The following is a 17,749-nucleotide window of genomic DNA, read 5'->3' on the forward strand; positions in this document are numbered from 1 at the left end:
TACGGGAGCGGGGCGGCTCACCCCTTCTTCTGCAACAGAGGCACGGCGCGCACCGCGGAGCGGTTCACCTCCGGCCGTTGTTCGCGCTTCCGCTTTCCGCCCGGATTCCGGATCCGAGTTCCCGAAATCGTTGATGTGCCCGCGTGATCGGCGATAGCTTCACTCGTCATGTACCCGCCCAAGGCACCGGGTGCCTGGGCGGCCGACCGGATGATGTGGAGATCCCATGGCTCATCTGCGATCCAGACGAACGCGCGCGATAGCACTGCCCGCGGGTCTGGCGCTCACGGCCTCGCTCGGATTCCTGCCCGCGGGTGCGGCGACCGCCGCCCCCACCGACGACACGCCCGCCGCCGTCTCGACCGACGGCCCGGCGCTTTCGTACGTCGTCAACGTGGACGGCGGGCGATCGGCCGTCGCCAAGGTGAAGCGGGCGGTGGAGAAGGCCGGCGGCACGGTGGTGATCGCCTACGACAGCATCGGCGTCATCGTCGCCCATTCGCAGAACCCCGACTTCGCCGGGCAGATGAGGGCGGTGAAGAACGTCGCCTCGGCGGGCGCCACGCGCACCAACCCGCTGGTCCCCCAGCGGGACGACGCCATCGACGCCGAGCAGCCGCTGACGGCCGAGCAGATGGAGGCCGCCGCGGCCAAGGCGACCGACGAGCAGGACCCGCTGGAGCCCCTGCAGTGGGACCTGCCGGCCATCAAGGCCGACAAGGCCCACCAGCGCTCGCTGGGCAGCAGCAAGGTCACGGTCGCCGTCCTGGACTCGGGGATCGACGACACCCACCCGGACATCGCGCAGAACTTCGACCGCCGGGCGTCCGCGAACTGCGTCAGCGGCGTCCCGGTCACCGAGAACGACGCGTGGCGTCCGGCGGCGGGCGAGAGCGACCACGGCATGCACGTGGCGGGCACCATCGCCGCCGCGAAGAACGGCTTCGGCGTCACCGGCGTCGCACCCGGGGTGAAGGTGTCCAGCCTCAAGGTGGCGAACCCGGACGGGTTCTTCTACACCGAGGCGGTCCTCTGCGGCTTCATGTGGGCCGCGGACCACGGCGCCGACGTCACCAACAACAGCTACTACGTCGACCCGTGGCTGTACAACTGCAAGGCCGACGACGACCAGAAGGCCCTGGTCGAGACCCTCACCCGGGCCACCCGGTACGCGGAGCGCAAGGGCGTGGTGCACGTCGCCTCGGCCGGCAACTCGCGCACCGACCTCACCTCCGAGGAGGTCACCGACACGACGAGCCCGAACGACACCACTCCGGTCACCCGGGTCGTCAACCCGCGCGAGTGCCCGGACATCCCGGCCATGCTGCCGGGTGTGGTGACGGTGTCGGCGACCGGGGCCAAGGGCCTGAAGTCGTCGTACTCGAACTACGGCCACGGGGTCATCGACATCGCGGCGCCGGGCGGCGACTCCACCGCCCTCCAGCCGCCGGAGGCGCCAGCCACCAGCGGGCTCATCCTCTCGACGACGTTCCGGGGCGGCCACACCTGGAACTACAAGGCGGGCACGTCCATGGCCGCCCCGCATGTCGCGGGTGTCGTCGCGCTGATCAAGTCGAAGCACCCCTACCTGCCGGCGGCCGGGGTCAAGGCGCTGCTGTACGCACAGGCCGACGACCGCGCCTGCACCAACCCGTACGACATCAACGGCGACGGCACGGTCGACGCGGTGTGCGAGGGCGGCAAGGGCAAGAACGGCTTCTACGGGGCCGGGATGGTCGACGCGCTGGACGCGGTGCGCTGGTAGCCGGACGCTCCGCCCGGCAGGCGGCCCGCCTGCCGGGTGGGCGCGGGCACCGGTGAGGGGCCCGGGTGTGAGGGATCACGCCCGGGCCCCGGTGCGTCCGCGCGCACCGCGGGTGCAGACTGCGACCATGACCGACACTCCCTCAAGCGCGGTACCCGGCCAGGCCGGTGGCCCCGCGGGCCCCGGCGGCACGGAGGCGCTTTGGGCGGCCCTCGGCGGGGACCCCGCGCTCACGGCGCGGGTCGCCCACGGCGGCCCGCCGGGCGTGCTCCCGGCGCGGCTGCCCGTCAGGGAACTCGCCCGGGCCGCGGTCGCCGTGTGCTCGCTCGCCGCGGCGGAGCGGGCGGCCCGCGGGACCGGCGGCCCGGTGCCCGCGGTCCGGGTCGACGACGGAGCGGTGGCCACGGCGTTCGTCAGCGAGCGGCATCTGAGGGTGGACGGCCGGGCACCGGTGACCTTCGCCCCGCTGTCGGGGTACTGGCGCGCGGCCGACGGCTGGGTGCGTACCCACGCCAACTACCCGCACCACCGGGCCGCCCTGCTGACCGCGCTGGACACGGACGAGAGCGGGATGGCCGCCGCGCTCGCGGAGCGGCCGGCGAGGGCAGTGGAGGAGGAGGTGTACGCGGCCGGCGGCCTGGCCGTCGCGGTGCGGACGCCCGGGGAGTGGGCGGCGCATCCGCAGGGCGTGGCCGCGGGAGCCCTCCCTCCGGTGGTGCGGGAGCGGCTCGACGACGCCCCTCCCCCGGACCGTTCGGGCCGCCCGCTGCGGGTCCTCGACCTGACACGGGTCATCGCGGGCCCGGTCGCCACCCGGACCCTCGCCCTGTTCGGCGCCGACGTGCTGCGCGTCGATCCGCCGCGGCTGCCGGAACTGCCGGACCAGCACGCCGACACCGGCTTCGGCAAGCGGTCGGCCACGCTGGACCTGGCCCGCGCCGGGGACCGGCGGGTGTTCGGCGAACTCCTCGACCGGGCCGACGTCCTGGTCACCGGATACCGGCCGGGCGCACTGGAGCGCTTCGGGCTGGTCCGGCCCGGGCTGGTGGTCGCCCGCCTCTCGGCGTGGGGGGACGGGGGCCCCTGGGACGCGCGGCGCGGGTTCGACAGCCTGGTCCAGGCGGCGAGCGGGATCGCCGTACTGGAGGGCACCCCGGAGCGGCCGGGCGCCCTGCCCGCACAGGCACTGGACCACGCCACGGGCTATCTGCTCGCGGCGGCGGTGCTGCGCGCGCTCACCGACCAGGACGACGACGGCGGCACCCGTCTCGTACGGCTGGCGCTGGCCCGCACCGCGCACTTCCTGGTACACGGGCTGCCGCGCGCCCCCGAGGGGGACGAAGGCCGGTACGAGCCGGGCCGGTGGCTGGCGGAACGGGACGGCCCGCTCGGCCGGCTCCGTTACGCGCTGCCCCCGGTCGGGTACGCCGGCGGCCCGGCGGACTGGGCGCGCCCGCCGGGTGTGTGGGGCGCGGACGCGCCGGTGTGGCGCACGGACTGACGGCGCCGGGGAGTGGGCCGGGGGGATTCCGGGGTTCCGGGGTGCGCCGGGGTTGCGGGAATCGCCGGGGAGTCCGCCCGGACCTGTCGTGCGGTCGCCTGGCCACGGCACTTCATGACGGTGCGCGTAGGCGGCGGGGGACCGTGCCGGGCCCGGACGCCCTCCCCGTCTCGGGTCAGGCGGCGGGCCGGTCGAGGAAGACCCGCTCCAGCAGGGTGCGGAGGCGGTCCCGGTCCTCGTCGCCGAGTCTGTCCAGGCCGTCCTGCGTGGCGCGCATCCTGGCGCGGATCGCGTCGGTGACGCGCTCCCCCTCGGCCGTGAGGACGACGTTCTTGACCCGCCGGTCGGATGCGCCGGCCTCGCGCCGCACCAGGCCGCGCTTCTCCAGCCGGTCGACGATCCCGGTCACGTTGGAGGCGTCACAGGCCATGGTCTCCGCCAGGGCGCGCATCGCGGCGGGCCCGCGGCGCAGCACGGTCAGCGCCTTGCCCTGGCTCGCCGTGAGGTTCTCACTCGCCGCCGCGACGGTGAAGTCGCCGTAGAAGACGCCGAGTGACACCGAGAGCAGCTCCATGAGCTGGGACGTGTCGACACGCGGGGCTTCTGTCATGAGGGGACCCTACCCAGAGAAGCTTGACTATTTCAAGTAGTCGCCTCTACCGTCTCCTCCATTACCTGAAGTTCTCAAGCATCTAGGTTATCAAGTAACCACGAGGAGTGTTCTTCCGTGATCGTCACCGCGTCCCCCACCTCCCGCGCCGCCGAGATCCTCGCCCGGCCCGTCGCGCTGAACGGCCTGACCGTCCCGAACCGCATCGTGATGGCGCCCATGACGCGCATGTTCTCCCCCGACGGCGTTCCCGGCGAGGACGTGCGGTCGTACTACGCCCGCCGGGCCGCCGCCGGGGTGGGCCTGATCGTCACCGAGGGGACCTACGTCGGCCACGAGTCGGCCGGGCAGAGCGACCGCGTGCCGCGGTTCCACGGTGAGGAGCAGCTGGCGGGGTGGGCGAAGGTCGCCGAGGCCGTGCACGAGGCGGGCGGCACGATCGTGCCGCAGCTGTGGCACATAGGCATGGTGCGCAAGCAGGGCGACGCGCCCTTCGCCGACGCCCCCGCCGTAGGCCCCTCCGGTATCCGCGTCGACGGCACCGAGGGCACCGGCCGGGCGATGACCCGGCGCGACCTGGACGACGTGATCGGCGCCTTCGCCGAGGCCGCCGCGGCCGCCGAGCGCCTCGGCTTCGACGGCGTCGAACTCCACGGCGCCCACGGCTACCTCCTGGACCAGTTCCTGTGGGCGCGGACGAACCGCCGTACCGACGCCTACGGCGGCGACCCCGTGGCCCGTTCGAAGTTCGCGGCCGAGATCGTGGCCGCGGTCCGCGCCGCCGTCTCGCCCGGCTTCCCGGTGATCTTCCGCTACTCGCAGTGGAAGCAGGAGGCCTACGACGCGCGGCTGGCCGAGACCCCGCAGGAGCTGGAGGCGATCCTGGCCCCGCTCGCCGCGGCCGGCGTCGACGCCTTCCACGCCTCCACCCGCCGCTACTGGCTCCCGGAGTTCGACGGCTCCGACCTGAACCTGGCCGGCTGGACCAAGAAGCTCACCGGCAGGCCCACCATCACCGTCGGTTCGGTCGGCCTGGACGGCGACTTCATCCGCGCGTTCATGGGCGAGGGCGCCGGGCTCGGCAGCCTCGACAACCTGCTCGACCGCCTGGAGCGCGACGAGTTCGACCTGGTCGCCGTCGGCCGCGCCCTGCTCCAGGACCCGGAGTGGGCGTCCAAGGTCCTGGAGGGCCGGACGGACGAGCTGAAGCCGTACGACGCGGCGGCGCTGAAGACGCTGGCCTGAGGGCTTGCGGGCGGCGCCCCGGCCCGGGTAACCGGGCGGCCGCGCCGCCGGGGGCCGACCGTCACCCGGAGGGTTCCCCTGCCTCGGCCGGGCGCCGGGAGGCGTCCCGGTCACGGGGCCCGGGGCCCCCGGGCGGGACGGTGACGGCGGCGTACGGCCCGGAGGCCGACGCCCCCGGCCGCCAACCCGGCCCGCGGAACAACCGCCCCGCCCGCTCGCGCCAGTCGGCCGCCGCCCGCAGGTCCCGGGCGATCGCCACGTACTCGTGCGTGGCGACCCGCAGCGGGTTGTACGTCTCGATGTTCTTGGTGAGCCCGTACACGGGCCGCTCGGTCTCGGCCGCGAACGACCCGAAGAGCCGGTCCCAGACGATGAGGATGCCGCCGAAGTTCCGGTCCAGGTAGCCGCCCTGGGAGGCGTGGTGGACCCGGTGGTGGGACGGGGTGTTGAACACGTACTCGACCGGGCGCGGCAGTCTGCCGATCCGCTCGGTGTGGATCCAGAACTGGTACACGAGATTCACCGAGGAGCAGAACGCCAGGGCGGCCGGGTGCACCCCGCACGCGATCATCGGCAGGTAGAACGGCCACGAGCTGAAGGCGGTCCACGGCTGGCGCAGCGCGGTGCCGAGGTTGAACTTCCGGCTGGAGTGGTGCACCACGTGGCAGGCCCACAGGACGCGGATGACGTGGTGCCCGCGGTGCGACCAGTAGGAGAAGAAGTCCTGTGCGAGCAGCGTCAGCAGTACCGTCCACCACAGGACGGGCACCCGCAGCGGGGTGAGTTCGTACACGGCGGTGTAGATCGCGACGACCGGGACCTTCCACAGCAGGTCGAAGAAGAGGCTGCCGAGTCCCATGCCGATGCTGGTGGCGGCGTCCCGCGGCTCGTAGCCGGCCGCCGCGTCGTCGGGACGGAGCCGGTAGCTCACCATCTCCACGAGGGTGAGCAGGACGAAGGCGGGGATCGACCACAGCACGACATCGGGCAGGCTGGACGGCATGCGGGCACCGTAGGGGCGGGGACGGCGGCTCGGCCAGACGGTTACCGGCACGTTCTCGGGACGGGGCGCCCGGGTGGTTCCGGCGGCTTCCGTCTCGGGACGGGGCACCGGGTGGTTCCGGCGGCTCCTCCCCGGGCGGTGCCCGCGGGCACCGCCTCCGGTGCGCGGCCGGGGGAGGTCAGACGCCCGCGGCCCCCAGCAGCGAGCCGGCCGCGTACGTCACCCCCATGGCCAGCGCGCCCCCGCACACATTGCGCACCATCGCCCGCCCGGCCGGCGCCGTGCCGAGGCGGGCGCTCCACCAGCCGGTGAAGGCGAGGGCGAGCAGTACGGACACGACGGTCACCGGCAGCCGGGCGGCGGCCGGCGGCAGCACGATGGCCAGCAGGGGCAGCAGCGCCCCCACGGTGAAGGCGAGGAAGCTGGCGCCGGCCGCGTGCCAGGGGTTGGCGAGTTCGTCGGGGTTGATGCCCAGTTCGACCCGGGCGTGGGCGCGGAGCGCGTCGCGTGCGGTGAACTGCTCCGCCGCCGCGCGGGCGACCTCGCGGGAGAGGCCGCGGGCGATCAGCAGGGAGGTCAGCTCCTCGAGTTCGGCCGCGGGCTGCTCCTTGAGCTCCCGCTTCTCCAGCGCCAGTGCCGCCTTCTCCGAGTCACGCTGGGTGGAGACCGAGACGTACTCCCCGGCTGCCATCGACATGGATCCGGCGAGCAGTCCGGCGAGGCCGGCCGTGAGCAGCGCGGCGCTGTCGCTCGTCGCACCCGCCACACCCACCACGAGGCCCGCGGTCGACACGATGCCGTCGTTGGCGCCGAGGACCGCGGCGCGGAGCCAGTTGAGCCGGGTGCCCATGGAAGCGCCGTGCGGCACGTGGCGGGGCGTCGGTTGCGTCACACCGGGAGCGTCCCACTCCCGCCGCCGCTGACACAGCCGCCACACGGGCGGCGCGGGGGCACCGCAACGGGGCTGGTGCGGGTGTGCGGCCCGGCATCGCCTGTAACGCAGTTACACTGCTTGCCGATGGAAGATCCAAGAACCGTCTTCCACAGGGGAGTTGACCGGAGTTGGGGGTTCCATGTCGCGTACCGTGCTGACCCGCGAGCAGGTGCTGGAGGCCGCGGACGACCTCGTGCGGCAGCACGGTCCCGACGCGCTCACCATGCGGGGGCTCGCCGCCCGGCTCGGTACGGCCGTGACCTCCATCTACTGGCACGTCGGCAATCGCGAGTCACTGCTCGACGCGCTCGTGGAGCGGACGGTCGAGGAGATGGGGGCGATACAGCCGACCGGCCGCACCCCGGCCACCCGGATCGTCTCGGTCGCCCGCAGGCTCCGCGGCGAGTTGCACGCGCGGCCGCACCTGATCGCCATGGTCCATGAACGCGGCCTGACCGAACGGGTGTTGCTGCCCGCGCAGCGCGCGCTCGTCCGGGAGGCGCACACCGCCGGACTGCGGGGCGCCCGTGCCGCCGAGGCGGTTCGCGCGGTGCAGTTCCAGGTCGTCGGCTTCGTCCTGGTCGAGCGTGCGCGCGAGCTCGCCCAGGACGAGACGCCCGGACGGGAGCGGCCACGGAAGAGCGCGAGCGCGAGGAAGGACCCGGCTCTGGCCCGCGCGCTGGCGCGCCCCGCCGACCCGGAGCGGCTGTTCACCGCGTCCATGCGGGCGCTGGTCAAGTCCCTGCTGGCGCAGGGGAGCACCTGACGCGGGGTGAGCGGCCGCTCCCCTCCCCCGGCGGATTCCGGATGTGTCCGGCGAGATCCCCACCGGTCGGCCGGGGCGAATTGCCCGGTTTCCGTACCGGGCTGACGAGGCCCCAGACGCGCACCCCGCCGGCCGGGACCCGTGCGCGGCGGCGCACGGGTCCCCAGCGACCGTGTCAGTGGCGGCCCGTAAGCTCTGTGACCATGCTCGACGACCGTACGACAGCAGCAGCGTGGCCGGCCGCGTATCCACAGGGGTACGCGGTCGTCGACGTGGAGACCACCGGCCTCGCCCGCGACGACCGGATAGTGTCTGCTGCCGTCTACCGCCTGGACGCGCAGGGGAACGTCGAGGACCACTGGTACTCCCTGGTCAACCCCGAGCGGGACCCCGGTCCGGTGTGGATCCACGGACTGACGAGCGACATGCTGGAGGGTGCGCCGCTCTTCGGCGACATCGCCCATGAGTTCGCGCACCGGCTGGACGGCCGGGTGCTCGTCGCGCACAACGCCGTCTTCGACTGGTCCATGATCGCCAGGGAGTACGCACGGGCGGAGCACCTCGCCCCGGTGCGCCAGCGGCTGTGCACCATCGCGCTCTCCAAGGAGCTGTCACTGCCGCTGCCCAACCACAAGCTGGAGTCGCTCGCCGCACACTTCGGCGTGGTCCAGCGCCATGCGCACAACGCCCTGGACGACGCCCGGGTACTGGCGGAGGTGTTCCGGCCGAGTCTGCACACGGCGGCCGAACGGGGCGTACGGCTGCCGCTGCTGGAGTGCCGTCCGCTCACCGAGTGGTCCGCCGCACCCTCCGCACCGCGGATCGGCCGGCAGGCGTCGGGCTCCTCGTACCGGCCGAACGGCTGGCGCCCGTCACGCAAGCGGTCCCCGTGCCCGTATCCGAATCCGGGACGCTACGAGGCGGACAAACAACTCAAACAGGGCATGCGGGTGGCCTTTTCGGGCGACACCTCGATCGAGCGGGAGCTGCTGGAGGACCGTGCCGTCGAGGCCGGACTCCATGTCGCGACGAGCGTCTCCCGGCTGACGAGTCTCCTCGTCACCAACGATCCCGACGCGCCCACCTCCAAGACGCTCCGGGCCAGGTCGTACGGGACGCCGATCATCGACGAGGCCGCGTTCACCCAGCTTCTCAGGGACGTGGCACCGGCCGAGGAGTGACCGCCCGCCGGGAGCCCGGCGGCCCGGATCCCGCGGGCGGACCGCGGCCCGGAGGGGCCTGAGCCGGTCGGGTGCAGCAGGCCCGACCCGCCCTGCCGGACCTTGCCCCGGTCCGCCCGCCTGCGGACCATGCGGCGCATGGCACGTTGCGAGGTCTGCGGAAACGACTACGGCATGTCCTTCGAGGTGCACGCGCAGGGCGCGGTGCACGTCTTCGACTGCTTCTCCTGCGCCATCCACCGGATGGCCCCGATCTGCGAGCACTGCAGGGTCCAGATCATCGGCCAGGGCGTCGAGGTCCAGGGCCACTGGTACTGCGGCGGGCACTGCGCCCGCGCCGAGGGGAGGACGGGCATCGTCGACAAGGTGTGACCCGGCCGGTTCTCGGCCGGCTCCTCGTCCGGTCCCTCGGCCGGTCCCCCGCACGGCGCACCGCTTCCGCGGCCACCACCGGGCCCACCGGCCACCACCGGGCTTCACCGGGCTTCACCGGGCACGCTTCCGGGCCGTGCCCGGGACCCTGCCGCCGGACACCCCGCGACCGAGTTGTACCGTCGTGGGGTGTACCGCTTCCTGTTGTCCCGGCAGTGGGTGATCCTCACCCTCGTCAGCCTCGTCCTCATCCCCGTGATGGCCGAGCTGGGCTTCTGGCAGCTGCACCGGCACGAGCGCCGCGTCGCGCAGAACAAGCTGATAGAGGACAACCTCGCCGCACGCCCCGTGCCCGTCACCGAGCTGACCTCCCCGGGGCACACGGTCCCCCGCGCGGACTACTGGCGGCACGTCACGGCCACGGGCACGTTCGACACCGCCCACGAGGTCGTCGTGCGCCGCCGTACCGACGGCGACGACCGGGTGGGGGTGCACGTCCTCACCCCGCTGATCCTCGCCGACGGCCGCGCGGTCCTGGTGAACCGGGGCTGGGTGCCGGCGGCGGCCGACCAGGCCGCGTACCCCGCCGTGCCGCCGGCGCCCGAGGGCGAGGTCACCGTCACGGGCCGGCTCATGGCCGACGAGACGACCGAAGCCAGCGGGATCAAGGACCTCAGCGGGCTGCCGCCGCGTCAGATCATGCTGATCGACAGCGAGCAGCAGGCCGGCCGCCTGGGCCGGCCCGTGCTGGGCGGATACCTCCAGCAGACCGCCCCCGAGCCGGCAGGCGGCACGCCCAAGCTGATCGCGGAACCCGACCACGAATCCATCGGCGCGCACATGGCGTACGCGGTGCAGTGGTGGCTGTTCGCGGCCGGTGTCCCGGTGGGCTGGGTGGTTCTGGTGCGCCGCGAGAAGCGCGACCGGGCCGAGCAGGCCGCCGGGCCCGCCGCCGAGGAGACACCCGCGACGGCCGGTGCGCCGGCGAACTGAGCCGCCGGGCGCTCCGCCGGGCGCTCCCCCGGCCCGAGTCCCACCGCGGCCACCACGGCCACCACGACCGGCACGGCCCCTCGCAGGACGCCCGGGCCGTCCCCGCACCCCGACGCCCGCACCCCTACGCCCGATGCCCGATGCCCGATGCCTGATGGCCGTCTCCGTCTCCGTCTCCGGCGCCGTCCTCGTCGTGAGCGTGGGAGTGGGCGTGCGCATGGGAGTGGGGGTGCGCGTGGGCAACCCGACCGCATGGGCGGCCGATTGCGAGGGAAAGCGGCCTGTCGTGACCCAACGCATCGAGGACTACGCCCTGATCGGCGATCTGCAGACCGCGGGTCTGGTGGGCAGGGACGGCTCGGTCGACTGGCTGTGCCTGCCGCGCTTCGACTCCGGCGCCTGCTTCGCGGCGCTGCTCGGCGACGACGACAACGGCCACTGGCGGCTCGCACCCAAGGGCGCGGGGAACTGCACCCGCCGCCGCTACGTCCCGGGCACACTCGTCCTCGAGTCGTTCTGGGAGACCCGGACCGGCACGGTCAAGGTCACCGACTTCATGCCGCAGCGCGACAGGGCCCCCGACGTCGTACGGATCGTGGAGGGCGTCAGCGGCAGCGTCGAGATGGCCGCCTCCCTCCGGCTGCGCTTCGACTACGGCTCGGTCGTCCCCTGGATGCGGCGGACGAACGGCCACCGGGTCGCGGTCGCCGGCCCCGACTCCGTGTGGCTGCGGCTGGAGAACCCGGACTCCGTGCCGGTGAAGACCTGGGGACAGCAGTTCAGCACGGTCTCGTCGTTCACCGTCGGCGCGGGCCAGACCCTCGCGTTCGTCCTCACCTGGCACCCCTCGCACGAACCGGCCCCCCGGCTCGTCGATCCCTTCGAGGCGCTCGCGGCGAGCGTGGACGGCTGGCGGGAGTGGTCGGGGCGGTGCGCCTACGAGGGCCCGTACCGGGACGCCGTGGTCCGTTCGCTGATCACCCTGAAGGCGCTGACGTACGCCCCGACGGGCGGGATCGTCGCCGCTCCCACCACCTCGCTCCCCGAGGACCCGGGCGGCGTACGGAACTGGGACTACCGCTACTGCTGGCTGCGCGACTCCACACTGACCCTCGGCGCACTGCTGTCCACCGGTTACCTCGAGGAGGCCGCCGCCTGGCGCGACTGGCTGGTGCGCGCGGTGGCCGGCGACCCGTCCGATCTGCAGATCATGTACGGGGTGGCCGGGGAGCGCAGGCTGCCCGAGGCGGAACTGCCCTGGCTGCGCGGCTACGAGAACTCCGCGCCGGTGCGGATCGGGAACCGCGCCGTCGACCAGCTCCAGCTCGACGTCTACGGCGGGGTCATGGACTCGCTCCGGCTGGGCCGCGAGGCCGGTCTGGAGTCCGCGCCGCACGCCTGGAACCTCCAGCTGAGTCTGCTGGGCTTCCTCGAGTCGACCTGGCGGGAACCCGACGAGGGCCTGTGGGAGGTGCGGGGGCCGCGGCGCCACTTCGTGCACTCCAAGGTGATGGCCTGGGTAGCGGCCGACCGGGCCGTACGGACGCTGGAGGACGACCCCTCGCTGCCGGGTGATGTGACCCGGTGGCGGGCGATGCGGGACGCCGTGCACCGGGAGGTGTGCGAGAAGGGCTTCGACGCGGAGCGGAACACCTTCACCCAGTACTACGGTTCGGACGAGCTGGACGCCGCGGCGCTGCTCATTCCCCGGGTGGGCTTCCTCCCGCCCGAAGACCCCAGGGTCGTGGGCACGGTCGACGCGGTGCGGGCCGGGCTGAGCCGCGACGGGCTGGTCGACCGCTACAGCACCAAGGGCCCCTCCGTCGACGGGCTGCCCGGCCGTGAAGGAACGTTCCTGGTCTGCTCGTTCTGGATGGTCGACGCACTCCGCGCGACCGGACGGGTGGAGGAGGCCAAGGACCTGTTCGAACGGCTGCTGGAGCTGCGCAACGACGTGGGTCTGCTGGCCGAGGAGTACGACCCGGTGGCGCGGCGGCAGCTCGGCAACTTCCCGCAGGCGTTCAGCCATGTGGGACTGGTGGGATCCGCCCTGGCTCTGGCCGCACGCGGCGCGGCAGGATAGGGCCATGGATCTTGGACTGAAGGACCGTGTCTACGTCGTGACGGGCGCGACCCGCGGACTGGGCAACGCAGCCGCCCGGGCACTCGCGGCCGAGGGCGCGAAGCTGATCATCACCGGGCGGGACGCGAAGGCGGCCGCGGACGCGGCGGCGGAGATCGGCCCGGACGCCGTCGGCGTCGCGGCCGACAACGCCGCCCCCGAGACCGCCGAGCGGCTGATCGGAGCCGCAAGGGCGCATTTCGGCCGCTTCGACGGCGTACTGATCAGCGTCGGCGGCCCGCCGCCGGGATTCGTCGCCGACAACTCGGACGAGCAGTGGCAGGCGGCCTTCGAGTCGGTGTTCCTGGGCGCGGTCAGGCTGGCGCGGGGCGCGGCGGCGGCGCTGGGCGAGGGCGGGGTCGTCGGTTTCGTGCTGTCCGGCTCGGTCCACGAGCCGATCCCCGGCCTCACCATCTCGAACGGCCTGCGTCCCGGCCTGGCCGGTTTCGCCAAGTCGCTCTCGGACGAGCTGGGTCCGCGCGGGATCCGCGTGGTGGGACTGCTGCCCGCCCGTATCGACACCGACCGGGTGCGCGAGCTCGACTCGCTGTCGGGGGACGCGGACGCGGCCCGTGCCGCCAACGAGTCCCGTATCCCGCTGCGGCGCTACGGCACCCCGGAGGAGTTCGGGCGCACGGCGGCGTTCATGCTCTCGCCCGCGGCGTCGTACCTCACGGGGGTGATGCTGCCGGTGGACGGCGGGGCGAGGTCCGGCTTCTGACGGGGGCGGCGCCGGCGCTGCGCGGCGGGGCAGGATCCGGCTTCCGACGAGGTGCCCCGGGCCGTCTCCGGACGTCGCGTCCGAGCGGCCCGGCGGTCGGGTCCGCCCACCGCCTTCCCTCGCGCGGCCCGGCCGGGCCGCGCCGTCGTCCGGCCACCCGGGGGTGGGCCCGTCTTCCTCATTGGCGCTTCGCGCACACATGAACAAGTGTGATGAGTGAGGAGGAGGTGGACACCGTGATCACTGGATGTACCGCCCAACCGGCCGCCCGGCAGGACGGCACGGAGCGCCGGGCGCGGACCGGCGGGTCCTCCCACCGCGGCCGGGAGCCGTGGCGGCGGCCGGGAGGCCCGCGGTGAGCGGGCCGGTCGTCGTCGGCGTGGACGGTTCACCGTCGAGTCTGGACGCCGTGTCGGTGGCGGCTCGGGAAGCACGGCTGCGGGGGTGCGGGCTGAAGGTGGTGCACGCGTTCCTCTGGCCCGCGATGCATGTGCCGCTCGGGTCGTCGCCGCTCGGTCCCGCGGAGGGCGGGATGCGGGACATGGTCGGACAGCTGGTGGCGCAGGCGGTGGAGCATGCGCGTTCCGCGGCCCCCGAGGTGGAGGTCGGCAACGCGGTGGTGACGGGTGAGGCGCTGACGGTGCTGGAGGCCGAGTCGCACACGGCACCGCTGGTGGTGGTCGGCAGCCGGGGGCTCGGCGGGTTCGGCGCGCTGCTGCTGGGTTCGACGGCGGTGCACCTGGCCGCTCACGGCCGCTGCCCGGTCATGGTGGTGAGGGGCCGGGTCGACGACACCCGCCCGATCCTGCTGGGAGCCGATGGCTCACCGGCCGGTGAGGGGGCGGTGGAGTTCGCCTTCCGGGAGGCCGTCCTTCGCGGCACCGGCGTGGTCGCGCTGCACGCGTGGACGCCGTGGAGCGTGGCCGTCACCCCGCCGCAGGACCCGTCGATGCCCAACGCGCTGGATCCGGTGGTGCTCGCCGCCGGTGAGGAGCGGCTGCTGGCCGAGACCCTCGCCGGCCGGCGGGAGCGGTACCCGGATGTCGCGGTGGAGCAGTCCGCCGTACGGGGCGGTGCCCGAGAGGCCTTGATCGAGGCGAGCGGGAGCGCCGGGCTGATCGTCGTCGGTGCCCGCGGCCGCGGCGGGTTCACCGGTCTGCTCCTCGGATCGGTCAGCCAGGCCCTTCTCCATCACGCGCACTGCCCGGTCGTCGTCGTCCGGGCGTCCGACACCCGGCGGTGAGGCTCCCGGTGCGCCGCGACGAGCCGGCTACCACGCGGGCGGCGCGCGCCGCGCCCGTCCTGCCGAACAGCGCCCCGTTCCCCCCCGCACGGGGTGCCGACCGGCCACTCCCCCGTACCCCGGTGGCAGTCCTGCCGTCACGCGCGACCTGCCGCCCCGTCCCCGTCCTGGAACCGCCATGAGTGATCTCGCGTTCGTCCTCGTCGTCGTGGGGGCCTGGATCGCCATCGGCCTCGTCACCGCCTGGTGGATGGCTCGACGCGGCTACCACCACTGGGGGTGGCTGCTGATGGGTGCCGTTTTCGGGCCGATCCTGGCCCTGGTCGCCAGCGAGCGCATCCAGCCGCGCCGTGTGGGACCGCTCGCGCGGATGGAAGTCGGTGCGCCCGGGCCGGGCGGCCTGCGCGTGCTGGTGGGTGTGGACGGCTCCAGAGCATCGCAGGCCGCCCTGGACCTGGCCGTCGAACTGCTGGGGCCGTACGCGAAAGCGCTCGTCGCGGTCGAGGTCGTGGGGTACGACGCGGCCGACGACGAGGGGGACCCGAGCATCACCGCGGCCAGGAGCCGTCTGGAGACCGTCGCCGAGCGGAGCGGGGGGCGGGTGACGGAATGGGACATCATCTCGGGCCCACCGGCGCAGGCTCTGGTGGACTACGCCAGAGAGCAGGACATCGACCTCATCGTCGTCGGCACGCACGGCAGGGGCCTGTCACGCCGGCTGCTCGGCAACGTCGCCCGGGAACTGGTACGTCAGCACGCCGTTCCCGTGCTCGTGGCAGGCGAGCACCGGCAGGCACCCTCCGGGGAGGCCGCCGGGTGAGGTGCCGACGGGCGCCGGATGAGTCACCGAATGAGTCACCGGATGGGTCACCGCACCCGCTCCCGGGCGGCCGGGCACGGCCCGTCCGGAGCCCGGCCCGGGATGCCTCCCGATGTCCTCACGGCACCGGCATCCCCCAGCGTCCTCCAGCGTCCCTCCGCACGGGCGCCGGGCGGGCCTGCGCGGGAGCGTGCACGCGCCGGCCGGTGACATGCGCGATCACCGGCCGGCGCGTACGGGCACGGAGTGTCACTCCATGGGGTAGACGTCCCCCGACCCCATCGCGCTCTCCTGCTCGCTCTGCTCCTGGAGCCTGCGCGCCTTCTCCTTGAGCCGCCGGCTCTCCTCGGGATCGTTCACGCGTTCCGCGGCCTGCTTCAGTTCCTCGGCCTTCTGCCGCATCTGCCGTACCCGGCCGCCGACCTCGTCCGACATGCTGATGACCTCCTTCGGTGTCGACTTCAGCGGACCACTCTCAGCGAACCAGTGCCCCTGGCCACGCGCATCCCGAACGCCGCTCATGCCGGAAACGGAGGGCGCTCGGGGCACCGGCCGAAGGGAAGCACCTTCGGCGGCGCCCGCGGAGGTGACCGCCGCGCCGAACGAGTGGAGCAGGCTGGATCTCCCCCGGCGGCACGCTCGCGGCGACAGGCTCGCGGAACCGGGTCCGGAACCGGGCCCTGGCCGTGGAAGGGCGGCGGCATGACGGGGGCGCTCCGTCCGAGAGGCTCCCCGCCGCGCGACCCTCGGCCCCGCTCAAGTCACCCGCCGAGCCCGGTGCTTCTGGGCCCGCAGCCGTACCTCCGCGGGCAGCGACGCCAGCCCCGCCGAGTCGCGTGCGTGGGTCAGGGCCCCGGCCGAGAAGCGGTGCAGCGTCCGGCCGGGTGACGCGAAGGGCTCGAGGAGGAGCCGCACACGGGCCGCCGGAGCGGTGCGGCGGCCGTACAGGGCGACCTGGGCGCGGGCCACGCCGTCCAGGTCCTCGGCCTCCCGCGCGAGCACGGCCTCCATGGCACGGCCCCGCAGCAGCGCGCCCTCCCCGTCACCGCTGTCCACCAGCACCTCGCCAAGCCGAGAGCGGCGGAACTGCGCCAGCAGCCACCAGAGGGCGAGAAGGACGACCACCGACAGCGCGGCGATCACCACGGGCCACCACCAGCCCTGGTCCTCCCACCGCTGCCGGCGCGCTTCGCCGAGCAGTACGGCTTCCGGCCCACGCCACGGCCACCAGGAGGGCACCGGCAGCCCGAGCCCTGCCGCGAGCACCGCTCCGCCCAGCAGCACGAGCAGCAGACCGGCCAGCCCGACCAGGACCCGGTTGACGACCCGGAGCATTCCCCTCACCCCTTCCCGGCCGGGCGGCGCACCTGCACGGACAGGGCCGGCCGCCGCACCAGTCCGAGCTCGCGGATGCCGTCGCCCAGCGCGGTGTCCAGGTCGGACCGGACCTCGTCGAGTTCGCGGAAGTGGGACACCGCCCGCACCGCGACCCGGGACCGCCTCACCCGCACCCGTACGGACTGCACCCCGGAGACCTCCACCGCCCGGTCGCGCAGCACCAGTTCCGCCGCGTCCCGGTCGAGCGCGGCACGCACGTCCGCGTCGCCGGCCCGGCGGCGCATGGGCAGCAGATTCCGCAGCCCCGGTGTCACCGCGAGCACCACCAGCCACACTCCGGCCAGGACGGCCGCGGCGGCGCCGGCCAGCACCCAGGTGTCGTCCAGCGGTCTGCTCGCCAGTTCGCCGGCGAGCGACCGCCGCCAGCGCATCCCCGGCCGGCCGGCGCGTACCGAGGCGATGTCGAACAGCAGCAGGCCCGCACCGGCCGCCACCAGCAGTGCGAGCAGCGCGGCGGGGACCCGCCGCCGTGACCAGAAGCGTCCGTCGGCGCCGTCGTCCCCGGCGGTCCCGGGCACCGGCCGGTACGCCGCGCCGGAGGCCGACTGGTCCAGTTCCCGTTCGGCTTCCCGTTCGGCGGGAGCGGCCGGTTCGCCGTCCCGTACGGATTGCTCGACCGGTTCGCCGTCCCGTACGGATCCCTCGACCGGTTCGCTCATCGGAGCCTCCCCTCGGCAGCCCGGCGCGTGTGGGAGGAGTGCAGCCGCTCGACCCGTACGGCGACCTCCGGCACCGCCATTCCCGCCAGCGCCTCTACCCGCTCGGCGACCTGCCGACGCACGGCCCGGCACTGTCCGCCGATGTCGCACGGGTAGTCGAGCTCCAGGCCGATCCGCACCCGGGCGTGGCCGTGGTGCACGGCGACCGCCGCCTGGGGGGCGGAACCGCCCTCCGGCACACGCGCGAGTGCCTCGCGGGCCGCCTGCGCGGCGATCTTCGCGACGACGCGGTCGGCGATGGTGGTCGCCCCGCGCTCGGACGGGGGAATCCCCTTCGCCTCGGGACGCGTGTGCGCTCCGGGGTCCGGGGGTGCGGCCGCGGGCGGCACCGGGGGCGGGGGCGTCTGGGCGGCCAC

The 17,749-nt window shown here is 74.0% G+C and carries 18 protein-coding genes; 11 read left to right on the plus strand and 7 right to left on the minus strand.

The annotated features are described in order from the left end of the window. Positions 1–226 precede the first annotated feature (226 nt). Both DDW44_RS07575 and DDW44_RS07580 read left to right on the plus strand, forming a co-directional pair. Positions 227–1,765, plus strand: coding sequence for a S8 family peptidase (locus DDW44_RS07575; protein ID WP_108905951.1), 1,539 nt, complete (start codon positions 227–229; stop codon positions 1,763–1,765). A gap of 127 nt (positions 1,766–1,892) precedes the next feature. Then, positions 1,893–3,266 carry a CoA transferase gene (locus tag DDW44_RS07580; RefSeq protein ID WP_108905952.1) on the plus strand — a complete coding sequence of 458 codons (1,374 nt, stop codon included), beginning with the start codon at positions 1,893–1,895 and terminating at the stop codon, positions 3,264–3,266. 175 nt (positions 3,267–3,441) lie between these two features. On the opposite strand, the gene DDW44_RS07585 is transcribed toward DDW44_RS07580, so the two are convergent. Next, positions 3,442–3,876 carry a MarR family winged helix-turn-helix transcriptional regulator gene (locus DDW44_RS07585; protein ID WP_026281714.1) on the minus strand — a complete coding sequence of 145 codons (435 nt, stop codon included), beginning with the start codon at positions 3,874–3,876 and terminating at the stop codon, positions 3,442–3,444. A 117-nt stretch (positions 3,877–3,993) separates the two neighbouring features. Between DDW44_RS07585 and DDW44_RS07590 the strand changes: the two genes are divergently transcribed. Continuing rightward, on the plus strand, positions 3,994–5,121 hold the full coding sequence (locus DDW44_RS07590; protein ID WP_018890191.1) for an NADH:flavin oxidoreductase: 1,128 nt from the start codon (positions 3,994–3,996) through the stop codon (positions 5,119–5,121). Positions 5,122–5,182: 61 nt separating this feature from the next. On the opposite strand, the gene DDW44_RS07595 is transcribed toward DDW44_RS07590, so the two are convergent. Next, positions 5,183–6,124: a sterol desaturase family protein gene (locus tag DDW44_RS07595; RefSeq protein ID WP_108908758.1), complete on the minus strand. Its 942-nt coding sequence runs from the start codon at positions 6,122–6,124 to the stop codon at positions 5,183–5,185. A 178-nt stretch (positions 6,125–6,302) separates the two neighbouring features. Continuing rightward, entirely contained in the window at positions 6,303–6,974 is a 672-nt protein-coding gene (locus tag DDW44_RS07600; RefSeq protein WP_017948877.1) for a VIT1/CCC1 transporter family protein, read from the minus strand. Positions 6,975–7,197: 223 nt separating this feature from the next. On the opposite strand from DDW44_RS07600, the gene DDW44_RS07605 reads away from it, so the two are divergent. From DDW44_RS07605 to DDW44_RS07640, 8 genes are all read left to right on the plus strand, one after another. Beyond that, positions 7,198–7,824, plus strand: coding sequence for a TetR/AcrR family transcriptional regulator (locus tag DDW44_RS07605; RefSeq protein WP_027731695.1), 627 nt, complete (start codon positions 7,198–7,200; stop codon positions 7,822–7,824). 197 nt (positions 7,825–8,021) lie between these two features. Then, on the plus strand, positions 8,022–9,005 hold the full coding sequence (locus tag DDW44_RS07610; protein ID WP_018890194.1) for a DEDDh family exonuclease: 984 nt from the start codon (positions 8,022–8,024) through the stop codon (positions 9,003–9,005). 138 nt (positions 9,006–9,143) lie between these two features. Then, entirely contained in the window at positions 9,144–9,377 is a 234-nt protein-coding gene (locus DDW44_RS07615) for a hypothetical protein (RefSeq protein ID WP_017948874.1), read from the plus strand. 189 nt (positions 9,378–9,566) lie between these two features. Then, complete coding sequence (locus tag DDW44_RS07620) at positions 9,567–10,370, plus strand: SURF1 family cytochrome oxidase biogenesis protein (protein WP_108905953.1); 804 nt, start codon at positions 9,567–9,569, stop codon at positions 10,368–10,370. A gap of 286 nt (positions 10,371–10,656) precedes the next feature. Beyond that, the gene (locus DDW44_RS07625; RefSeq protein WP_108908759.1) at positions 10,657–12,453 is read left to right on the plus strand and encodes a glycoside hydrolase family 15 protein; all 1,797 of its coding nucleotides are present in this window, start codon (positions 10,657–10,659) and stop codon (positions 12,451–12,453) included. 4 nt (positions 12,454–12,457) lie between these two features. Further along, positions 12,458–13,213 carry an SDR family oxidoreductase gene (locus DDW44_RS07630; protein ID WP_018890197.1) on the plus strand — a complete coding sequence of 252 codons (756 nt, stop codon included), beginning with the start codon at positions 12,458–12,460 and terminating at the stop codon, positions 13,211–13,213. A gap of 355 nt (positions 13,214–13,568) precedes the next feature. Continuing rightward, positions 13,569–14,456, plus strand: a complete 888-nt coding sequence (locus DDW44_RS07635; protein WP_108908760.1) for a universal stress protein — start codon at positions 13,569–13,571, stop codon at positions 14,454–14,456. Positions 14,457–14,634: 178 nt separating this feature from the next. Next, entirely contained in the window at positions 14,635–15,276 is a 642-nt protein-coding gene (locus tag DDW44_RS07640) for a universal stress protein (protein WP_108905954.1), read from the plus strand. 249 nt (positions 15,277–15,525) lie between these two features. On the opposite strand, the gene DDW44_RS07645 is transcribed toward DDW44_RS07640, so the two are convergent. The 4 genes from DDW44_RS07645 to DDW44_RS07660 form a co-directional block, all read right to left on the minus strand. Next, on the minus strand, positions 15,526–15,711 hold the full coding sequence (locus DDW44_RS07645) for a DUF6381 family protein (protein ID WP_017948868.1): 186 nt from the start codon (positions 15,709–15,711) through the stop codon (positions 15,526–15,528). A 321-nt stretch (positions 15,712–16,032) separates the two neighbouring features. Next, entirely contained in the window at positions 16,033–16,611 is a 579-nt protein-coding gene (gene amaP, locus DDW44_RS07650) for an alkaline shock response membrane anchor protein AmaP (RefSeq protein ID WP_108905955.1), read from the minus strand. 5 nt (positions 16,612–16,616) lie between these two features. Then, positions 16,617–17,333: a DUF6286 domain-containing protein gene (locus tag DDW44_RS07655; protein ID WP_108905956.1), complete on the minus strand. Its 717-nt coding sequence runs from the start codon at positions 17,331–17,333 to the stop codon at positions 16,617–16,619. Continuing rightward, a complete protein-coding gene (locus tag DDW44_RS07660) occupies positions 17,330–17,749 on the minus strand; it encodes an Asp23/Gls24 family envelope stress response protein (RefSeq protein ID WP_018890202.1) in 420 nt (139 codons plus the stop codon). The genes DDW44_RS07655 and DDW44_RS07660 overlap by 4 nt, the downstream gene beginning before the upstream one ends.

Origin of the sequence: Streptomyces tirandamycinicus (assembly GCF_003097515.1) — a bacterium.
In the GTDB taxonomy this organism is placed as follows: Bacteria; Actinomycetota; Actinomycetes; order Streptomycetales; family Streptomycetaceae; genus Streptomyces; species Streptomyces tirandamycinicus.